Annotated in this window: 6 protein-coding genes and 1 pseudogene; 2 read left to right on the top strand and 5 right to left on the bottom strand. The window is 37.0% G+C overall.

Going from position 1 to position 8,987, the window contains the following annotated elements:
- Nucleotides 1–112: pseudogene (locus KW850_RS33750) on the top strand (NADP-dependent oxidoreductase); the annotation flags it as partial.
- Between the two features lie 168 nt (nucleotides 113–280).
- Here KW850_RS33750 and KW850_RS31845 read toward each other — a convergent pair.
- The 5 genes from KW850_RS31845 to KW850_RS31825 form a co-directional block, all read right to left on the bottom strand.
- Nucleotides 281–469 carry a hypothetical protein gene (locus KW850_RS31845; RefSeq protein WP_218351623.1) on the bottom strand — a complete coding sequence of 63 codons (189 nt, stop codon included), beginning with the start codon at nucleotides 467–469 and terminating at the stop codon, nucleotides 281–283.
- A 363-nt stretch (nucleotides 470–832) separates the two neighbouring features.
- A complete protein-coding gene (locus tag KW850_RS31840) occupies nucleotides 833–2,107 on the bottom strand; it encodes an IS110 family RNA-guided transposase (RefSeq protein ID WP_218351622.1) in 1,275 nt (424 codons plus the stop codon).
- 531 nt (nucleotides 2,108–2,638) lie between these two features.
- Complete coding sequence (locus KW850_RS31835; protein ID WP_218351621.1) at nucleotides 2,639–3,934, bottom strand: IS110 family RNA-guided transposase; 1,296 nt, start codon at nucleotides 3,932–3,934, stop codon at nucleotides 2,639–2,641.
- Between the two features lie 234 nt (nucleotides 3,935–4,168).
- A complete protein-coding gene (gene ltrA, locus KW850_RS31830; protein ID WP_256358577.1) occupies nucleotides 4,169–5,704 on the bottom strand; it encodes a group II intron reverse transcriptase/maturase in 1,536 nt (511 codons plus the stop codon).
- Between the two features lie 601 nt (nucleotides 5,705–6,305).
- Nucleotides 6,306–7,022: a hypothetical protein gene (locus KW850_RS31825; RefSeq protein WP_218351620.1), complete on the bottom strand. Its 717-nt coding sequence runs from the start codon at nucleotides 7,020–7,022 to the stop codon at nucleotides 6,306–6,308.
- Nucleotides 7,023–7,467: 445 nt separating this feature from the next.
- Here KW850_RS31825 and KW850_RS31820 point away from each other — a divergent pair, with 445 nt between their 5' ends.
- Complete coding sequence (locus KW850_RS31820; protein ID WP_218351619.1) at nucleotides 7,468–7,860, top strand: hypothetical protein; 393 nt, start codon at nucleotides 7,468–7,470, stop codon at nucleotides 7,858–7,860.
- Nucleotides 7,861–8,987: the final 1,127 nt, after the last annotated feature.

The raw sequence follows: 8,987 nt of genomic DNA, 5'->3' as shown, positions 1-8,987 counted from the left end.
AATCAAATATCAAGAGACGATTGTTGAGGGGTTTGAAAATACAGTATCTGCTTTTTTCCAGTTATTCACTGGTGGAAATACAGGTAAGTTATTGGTAAAGGTATCTGAATAAGAGGGTTAATGCAAACGTGCATCTTTAGGCAGTTGTTCCCGATCCGATGAAAAATCTTCACGCGAAGTAAGCTCGGGAACACCGCAGTAATGATCACTTTTGGACGAAAGGTACCTTTTTTTTGGTCTTACCCCTGTCAAGTGGACAATTAAATAAAAGGTACACATATTAAGCAGCCTTAGCCCTATATTCAACAGGGCTAAGGTTAAAATTTATCAGTGATTCAAATATTGCGCCTAAAATTTCAGGACTATTCCCACTGAAAGTCTCATTATAATAAAATTCCTTCCCTTTATATGATAAAACTATTAGTCCTGTTAAAGTTATTAATGCGGTAATTATCACTAATATAGTCATGTTACTTCCCCTCTATGACTTCTATATTTTCTTTATATCATATCATTTCTTATTGAACTCCCTCAGTTTAATACGATTTTCTCGCAAATGCTCGCTTATTCGCAGAATTTCATAACCCTTGATATGGGTTTAAAGATTAAATGAAATGAGTTCAGATCAATATGACTCCGTGGAGGCCAGTTATGCTAACCTGATGGGTCAGTGCCCTTTTGTTCAATAAATCTGGTACTCCGTACATATTTGAAATCCTGCGAATAAGCCAACATTCGATAAGTGTAAAGCTAACAATCATTATTTAGATAATTTATTGGAGTTTACCCTTTCGGGGAAACTAGTAAGTGTTTCTAAGGAATCTATTAGATCTTATGCTGCTAAAGAAGTTAAAGGTTTTAATTTTTCTGGACAATAGGATTCATTTCGTTGGGCTATTCCTACAAATACCCGAGCCAGTTTACCAACCAATTTCATAATTGATTTCATCTTCTTGATTTTTTTCACCTTAACATTATTGGTGTGTATCGCTTTAAACTCAGGGTTGTTCATCACAAGGCTCATAGTCGCTAAATAAAGGAAACGCCGCAATCTAGATCTTCCACGTTTAGAAATGACAATTTGCCCTTTCCACTTTCCCGAGCTTGCTTCAGCTAGGTGCAATCCTGCATGACGTAGTAAAGAATTGCCGTGGGCAAAGCCACTTAAATCTCCAGCTTCCCCTAATATACCTGCCAATGAAATCTCACTAATTCCTTTAATGGTAAGCAATTGATTGGCATAAGGAATTTGTTTAAGAACTTCTGTAACTTGTTGTTCAACTCTTTCGAGTTGTGTTGTTGCGAGATCATATTCCTCTAGTAATTGTTGTAGATGAAATTTATAAGCATCAAGTGCTTGCCTAGTGCCGATCGAACGTTTAGCTAAATGAATAAGTAATTGGGCTTTTTTTAATCCAGGCTGTCTCTTCATCAGGGACTTCCATGCGATAACAAGGTTTTGAGGTAGCATTGAACGCAATTCGATTGGGGTGGGAAATAAGCGAAGGGTTGCGATTGCCCCTTTGCCAGTCACGTCTTTGAATACTTTTCGAAGCTCTGGAAAGACGATATCAACCCAACGATTTAATTGATTGATAGAACTGACGAGAAGCTTAACAATCACGTCACGGTTAGACATAAGAACTCGAAGTTCTTCAAATGATTCAGAAGTTGGCCGAACGATGGCATAGTAACCATTCTTCACCATATCAGCGATAACTAGTGCATCTTTTTTATCGCTTTTTGACTGAGTATTATCTCGATTCTCTTTATTCCTTTTTACATGGTATGGATTTACTGTTACTACATCGATATTCTGTTCAAAAAGCCATTTTGATAGATTAATCCAGTAATGTCCAGTAGGTTCCATACCAACTATAGTTGTATTCAAGTTATTAGTTCTTTTTAGTTTGTTAATCCATTGAAATAAAATAGTAAATCCGTCTTCGTTATTTTCAAATGTGAGAGGATCACCGACTACAATTCCACGGAAATTCACTGCTCGAGCGACGTGAAATTGTTGAGCGATATCTACACCAATAACGAGGTGTTTATCGGAAATTCTTTCTATTAGTTGATTTTGTTTGTCTTGCATTTTAAACTTCATAATAAGGGTTCCTCCTAAGGTTTTGAGTTAGAGTGGTGTCTATACTCATATCTTACTGAGGAGCTCTTTTTTTATCAAAGTCAATAATTAACTCTCTACAGGAATGCTAAACTCCCTCAATAAAGAAAGCAAAATCTCACGATTTCTCCGTTTCTCTTAGATTTTCATAGTAGTTTACCTTCCGGTAATCACTTAATAGTTGGGTGAACATTACTGAAAAGGATAAAACTGGGCCCTTTGAGAAAAAAGACTCTATGCCCACTAACCAATCACTTGGAAGAAATTGGTGGATGAGTTAAAAATATGATTGCACTGGTGGATGTCCACATTTCTCATGGAGGTCAACCCTCCCATGCCTCACAGAGTCTTCGCTCTCAAATTCCTTCGTCCAACCTTTCCATGAGGTGGATGTCAGCCATGCTGCCCCACAGGGTCCCTTTCCCGTAATTTAGTTGCTTTGCCGACTAATCCGTGCTTCAAATGTACCCAAATCTATAATGCTACTACTATTTAATCTAATCTAAAACAGAATCAAGCGGCCTTTTCTACCTTCTTTGAAATTAACAAATGAGGAATATCCTTTAACATCTTTTCTTCACTAAATTCAAATTGCTTTTTACCTATGCTAAAGAAAATACGGATTAGTTTATTACATAAAGCAATAAGGGATTGCATCTTCTTTAATGGATTATCAGAACGCTGAGTATAGTACACATGTAATGCTTTAAAAGCTGAATTTTTGGCAACGAGAATCATACACACCCTGAACAACAGAGCCCTCAGTTTTTTTCGGCCCCTCTTTGTGATCGTCGTTTTTCCCTTGTGCTTACCAGATGTATTTTCTTTTAAACTTAAGCCAGCCAGCTTAATGATTTGCCTTGGATGAGTATAATCATTGAGGTCACCTACTTCCGCAAAGAAACCCGCAACCGTATCTCTTCCAACACCTTGAATGGCCAACATTTGTGGTACACCTGGAATTTCATCAAGTAAACTCTCAATTTTTGAATCTAATTCTTCGAATTTAAGTTGGATTAATTCATATTTATCTAGTAACGTTTTCAGCTCCAGTTTAGCCATATCAGAGCCTTGCCGAAGTCCGATGGACTTACTGGCTGCTTGCTTTAACTCTCGAATCTTACTAAGTCCTACACTCCGGGTAACGGCTTTTCTTAGGTGGGTAAGCAGTTCTTGTTCAGAGAATTTTATTATTTCATGCGGCAAAGCATATAGTTTTAAAAATTGTAATGCTGCCTTGCCTTCCCACTTCTTAAAGACCGTTAGAAATTCTGGAAAGTACCGGTCAATCCAGTTATGAACCTGCCCTTGGACGGTTTGTAGGTCATCAGTTAGAATATCGCGAATTTTCTTTGCAACTCGGAGCTCGGCATAAACTCCTTGTGGGATAGTAGGTTCTGCGTATCTTCCGTCTTTGACCAGCTGAGCTATTACTTTGGCGTCCTTTACATCATTTTTAGTTGGTGAATTATCATCGAGTTCCTTGCTTTTCTTTACATGCAAGGGATTAACTACTACAAACTTAATCTCATTTTCTTTCAGTATATGTGCGAGGTTGAACCAATAGTGGCCAGTTGGTTCCATTCCAACCATCACTTTTTCCATGGCTTGTTCTCTCTTCAGTTCAGAAATCCATGTAAGAAAATGCCCGAACCCCTCTTTTGTGTTTTCAAAATAACAAGGTGATCCGAACTCCATTCCTCTAAAGTCCTGGGCACGTGCCACATGCTTGAATTTAGCAATGTCGACTCCTATAATAAGAGTTTGAGAAGTGATTTGAGCAATCTTCTTATTTTGGTTATAATTCATTTTAAAGCCTCCTGGTATTTGAGTGTTGTCCTTTATCGCTGGCCAGCTTTAGGACATTCTTATTCTACCAAGAGGTTATTTTTTTGTTCAAACCTCATTTTCACTCATTACAGGAATGCTGCCCCGTTAGTGGAACAAGCAAATAAAGTAGGGAAACCTCTCTCGAGGCTTCCCCCTTATCAAACCGTACGTGCCCTATTAAGGCATACGGCTTACCAAATGTTACAATGTTAATCAAGAGGATGCATTCCAGGCATTTTGCATCTTTTGGAGTCGGTGAGGTGTATAATATTCCTCACCTCTTGCTTTTATTTGCTCAATCCTTTTCTTTGTCTTTCTCTTAGAGGATTTAATCGTGTCATTCAGATATTGTTCTTTTGTGTATCCGTAGGCTTTGTTCAGATAAAGCCAGTAGGAAGGAATAAGGTTGATCTTAAGGAAAAATGCATTATTCCAGATACTGTTCATTTTCTTCCCTGTTCTTTGGTTAGGGTGTTTATGAATAAAAGCTACACGCAGTCTTTTTCTTATGTATCCGTCTATCCTTGAAAGTATATTCCTCATTAGTCGTGTCCTACAGTGACTCGTCTGTCCATGTTCTTCGTTAGCCTTTATTGCTTTGATAATGGTCACGTAATAGTTAACTTTCCCTCTAACAATAGGATTAACTCGATTTATCCATTCTTCTTTGTTCAATGTTAAAGTCTTTCTAGTTTTCTCTTTGATTTTCACTCTAAAATCTTTAATAGAGTCTTTCTTTGGTGTGACTTGAAAGATTGGTTTGTTATATTTCTTTCCTGTTTCCCAGTGATGATAAGTAAACCCAAGAAAGTCGAAGTCATCAGTATTAAAATTGACTACTCTTGTTTTCTCTTTTGAGATTTCCAATCCTAATTCTGTCAACTTTTCTTTAGTTAGAGAGGCTGCTTTCAGAATATCCTCTCTTGACTTAGCGAAGAGGAGAAAATCATCCGCATAACGAACAAAGCGAATTCCATTTAAATCCCATTCCCAATCCATTTCATTCAGGTACACATTTGCCAAAAGTGGAGAGATTACTCCCCCTTGCGGTGTTCCATAATCGGAGTGGATAAGCTTACCTTCTTCCATGTGTCCTGCTTTCAGCCATTGTTCGATCAACCTAAGGACCGTACGGTCCGATACATACTTTTTCAAGACAGTTATTAGTTTCTTGTGGGGTATATTGTCAAAGAAACCTTTAATGTCACAGTCATAGATGTGATTGTATCCCTGTTCAATGTTCCAAAGGATTATTTGTAAAGCTCTTTGAACACCACGATTTGGTCTATAACCTACTGACCAATTATGAAACAAGTTATCTTCGAATTTTGGCTGAAGAACATTCACCACACTTTGTTGGACAATTCGGTCTTCAATTGTGGGAATTCCAAGTGGTCGCTTCTTCCCATTCTTCTTTGGAATGTATACTCTTCTAACTGGTTGAGCTTGATAGGACTTTGACCTTAATTTATCTAGGAGTGCCATGATGTTTTCTTCTAATTTCGCGTCATAGCTTTCTATTGTTTCTCCGTCAATCCCGCCTGCTCCTTTGTTTGCTTTTACTTGTTCGAAGCTTCGGGTTAGTTTTCGGTCAAATAATATTTGTCCATAAACGCTGTGTAATTTAAATTTCCACTCTTGATTCATTGCGTATTCCACGCCTTTCCTTGATGTACATTCAAACGGTTTTACCGCAGTAACATGATTGTTAGCATTACATCTTGTTAATGACTTGGAGCCATAGGTCATTCCCCTTCCGTTCACTTGATGTTATGGTCATCAAGTTACTTCCGTACTATGAGAATGTCTGACTACTTCACCAGTTCTTCGTCATTTCGGATTACCCTTATAGACTAGAACCCTGCCTTTTCGGTAAGGTGGAGTCCTCACGGGGTCATCGCATTTCCCTTCTAAGCATACCCTGCACCATCACGCTATAAGTCACATTTTCTCGTTCTGACTTCTAAAGAAAATGCCTAGTAAGTGGGCTTCCTCACTTTTCGAAAAGTCGCCAACCTTATCCCGCCGCCGTGCTTCACACTTATTGCATTAGGGTCTACTTATTCGCCTACGGGTCTCTCGATTTTCCGCATCTCCTTCAGACAACACCTCACGGTGTTGCCCTAGATTAAGCTTCCCGAGCTAGGTCAGTCTCCTCGGGTATGGATTTTCACCATCTGGGATTCAGTTCGATATCCTCAACCAGTCGTTTCATCGAAATGACGTCTCTGTCAGATAAAGATAAGAAGAGTGTTGACCAAGTCAACACTCTATGCGACTGCCCGTCGCACAAAAAGCTGCCGAAGCAGCCACTGATCTTAAACTCTTGCACCCTTTAGTTGAATAAGACCTATTGTGGAAGATTTGTAAGTTCAAAGAAATTAGGTTCTGGTTTCATCAATTTTGTACCTTTTTCTGATTGAAAATAAATTTCTTTTTCGTTTTCATATTGAACCTTTATACTCATATCCCCAAAATCAATTACGCTTGTTTTTTCACGAGGTGATACTTCTTCATTCCAATCAATAGCTTCGTTAATAAAACCAACAATTTTCTCTATTTTAATCTCATCTTTTATTTCAAAACATTTCTCATCCGCTGAACTTTGATAAATGCAAATGCTTTCTGGAACATTATTAATCCAAGTTGTTGAGTTATATATTGGGGTTTTATCGAAAATCACCTCTGTTTGTTCTTCAAATTGATTATAATGAGCTGAAACGCTTAATTCACCGTCGAATCCTTCTTTTCTCCACCTTGAATGAAATCCGCTCCAATCATTTTCTGGGTCATTATCATTAAGTGCTGAGTTTTCGTATTCAATATTCCAACCAAGTTTAGGAAGTTCCTTTTTGTAAAACTCATAAATATCAATCCAATGATTTCCATCTATAACATATTCGTGGTCAGTCGGTTCTAATCCCTCGAATAAAGGGATGTCTTTGTGTTTTTCAGGGATAATGGACATCCCCTCATAAGTATCATCAGTAATTTTTTGAAATACGAACCATCCCATAACAATCAAAACCAAAATAAAACCAATGATTAACCCATTTTTTTTATTCATTTCATCCTCCTTGAGCACTACTTATGTATGTTTATTATACTTTAGCATTATCCTTTCTTGAACTCCCTCAGTTTGATACCAATATCTCTCGAATGCTCACTTATTCGCAGGATTTCATAACCCTTGTAATTGGATTTACGAGTAATTGAAATGAGTTCAGATCATTTTGGCTAACCTGCTTCGTTAGTACAACAAAGAAAAAGAGATGTCGCAGCAACTCTTTACGATCTTCAACTATTGCACCCTTTACTTTAAGTACAAACCTTCACAATCTTTAGATTCTACAATTAACAAGGAAACGAGGAAAGATGTAGTGTACTTTAATAAGCATAAATTTAATGGTGGTTGCTGTTCGAGTTAGTGAGACTAACAGCAATCTATTTTACAATTTCTAATTGGTGTATAATAGTGTGAAGAAATTTTATATTAACGGAGGGTAATGAAAATGAAGATTTTGTTTGATGAAACATTCACTTCAAATGACGGAAAGCGAAGAAGCAGGAATATTTGGTATGGATATGCTGATATATCTATTGATGGTGAGTATGGAAAAAACATTAATCTTAATGAAGATTTTATGGATAATTTATGCGAAATAATAAAAAATGACTTATCTAAGAATGCAGCAAATGCGCCTACTGAAACTAACTGGTATTTCTATGGAAGTGCTGTAACTCAGGACGCTATTGGAGACAATATCCGTCCGACAATTATGGTTCGTGAGAGATCTGACGAGTTTATAACTAATATTAATATCAGTGACCACGATTTTGCAGTAAATATTGATGCTATTCTGTTGTTTAAGGCGGATTTTGAAAAACGTTTAGCGAGTCATTGATTAGTAATATCAGTATAAGCATTTTCAAACTATTTGAGGAGATGATTTCATAATGAACTCATTCTCCTTTTTCATGTGGTAGGAGTCTTTTTGTGTGGAGGAAAAGGACATTTAAAAATACAGATTGTGAATAATTACACTTAAATTAAACTGCCCCGTTAGCCATCCATGAATCGAAAAAATCATCGCTTCACCACAGGGAATGAAAGTAGGGTTTTTGTGGTCATACTGGTATTGCGACATGAGGTTTAATTTTTAGGCTCAGCTTTAAAAAAAATCTACTTTAGCATTGTCATTTTTAGATTTTTACTGTTTTGTACTTTCATGGTAGTGGAACAAGCAAAAAAGGCTGCTACAGCAACCCCTTGTTAAACTCAAGCACCCGTTACTTTAAGTACATTTATTCACAATCTTATCCAATCATACTATTTATTTAGCAAGAACGACCTCATACTCAATAAAACAAGTAATCTATTTTCGATTTCGCTGTGTGATCTAAATTCGTCTTTCATATTTGGGTTGTATGGGTTTTTTCTGTTTGTTCTAAGGGGTAAACAATAGGGCGCGGCATTAAAATTCGATGTGGGGGCCATATTGGGCTTTATTGGTCAAATCTCAATTTTGGTTAAATTCGACCATTTTGGTAATCGTTGAAGGTTGGGAAATAACGAATTTATCCAATTGGTTAAACTCTGTTTTTCTCCTGTTTTCTTAGTTTTTCATACACTCTTAATGACCAACATTAACCAGTTGGTTTGCGCTTACATTGCTGATATACTAGGAAGTGGCTGCAAAAGCCACCTGAAAAATTACTACATGGTTTGGACAATTGGCGCCATTGTTTACACCGAATGACTTGAGTGATTGATTTTACGTTCTTTAAATCAGAAAATCCGATTAAATTTTTACATAATTAAACTTGATAAAAAAGGCTGTTTCACTTTATGATTGTGTTGTTTAACAATATTGGTTCTCTTATTTTGTTTTTTTGTACATTTTCTTCATACAGATAGGTAAGGGTTTGAAGTTATCTCTCCCTTTTCCCCCCGTCCACACCGTACAAGCGACTTTCACCGCATACGGCGTTCCAACTAATCCAATTTATTCTTTTCTATGTATTAAGCAGA

The organism is Bacillus sp. sid0103, from assembly GCF_019219025.1.
Note: the sequence above shows the minus strand (reverse complement) of the source record. Positions and strands in the feature narration are given on the sequence as shown.

Excerpts from the sequence above, each read along its gene's own strand:
- KW850_RS31845 (WP_218351623.1), bottom strand. The coding sequence starts at position 469 with ATGACTATATTAGTGATAATTACCGCATTAATAACTTTAACAGGACTA.
- KW850_RS31840 (WP_218351622.1), bottom strand. The coding sequence starts at position 2,107 with ATGAAGTTTAAAATGCAAGACAAACAAAATCAACTAATAGAAAGAATT.
- KW850_RS31835 (WP_218351621.1), bottom strand. The coding sequence starts at position 3,934 with ATGAATTATAACCAAAATAAGAAGATTGCTCAAATCACTTCTCAAACT.
- ltrA (WP_256358577.1), bottom strand. The coding sequence starts at position 5,704 with ATGACCTATGGCTCCAAGTCATTAACAAGATGTAATGCTAACAATCAT.
- KW850_RS31825 (WP_218351620.1), bottom strand. The coding sequence starts at position 7,022 with ATGAATAAAAAAAATGGGTTAATCATTGGTTTTATTTTGGTTTTGATT.
- KW850_RS31820 (WP_218351619.1), top strand. The coding sequence starts at position 7,468 with ATGAAGATTTTGTTTGATGAAACATTCACTTCAAATGACGGAAAGCGA.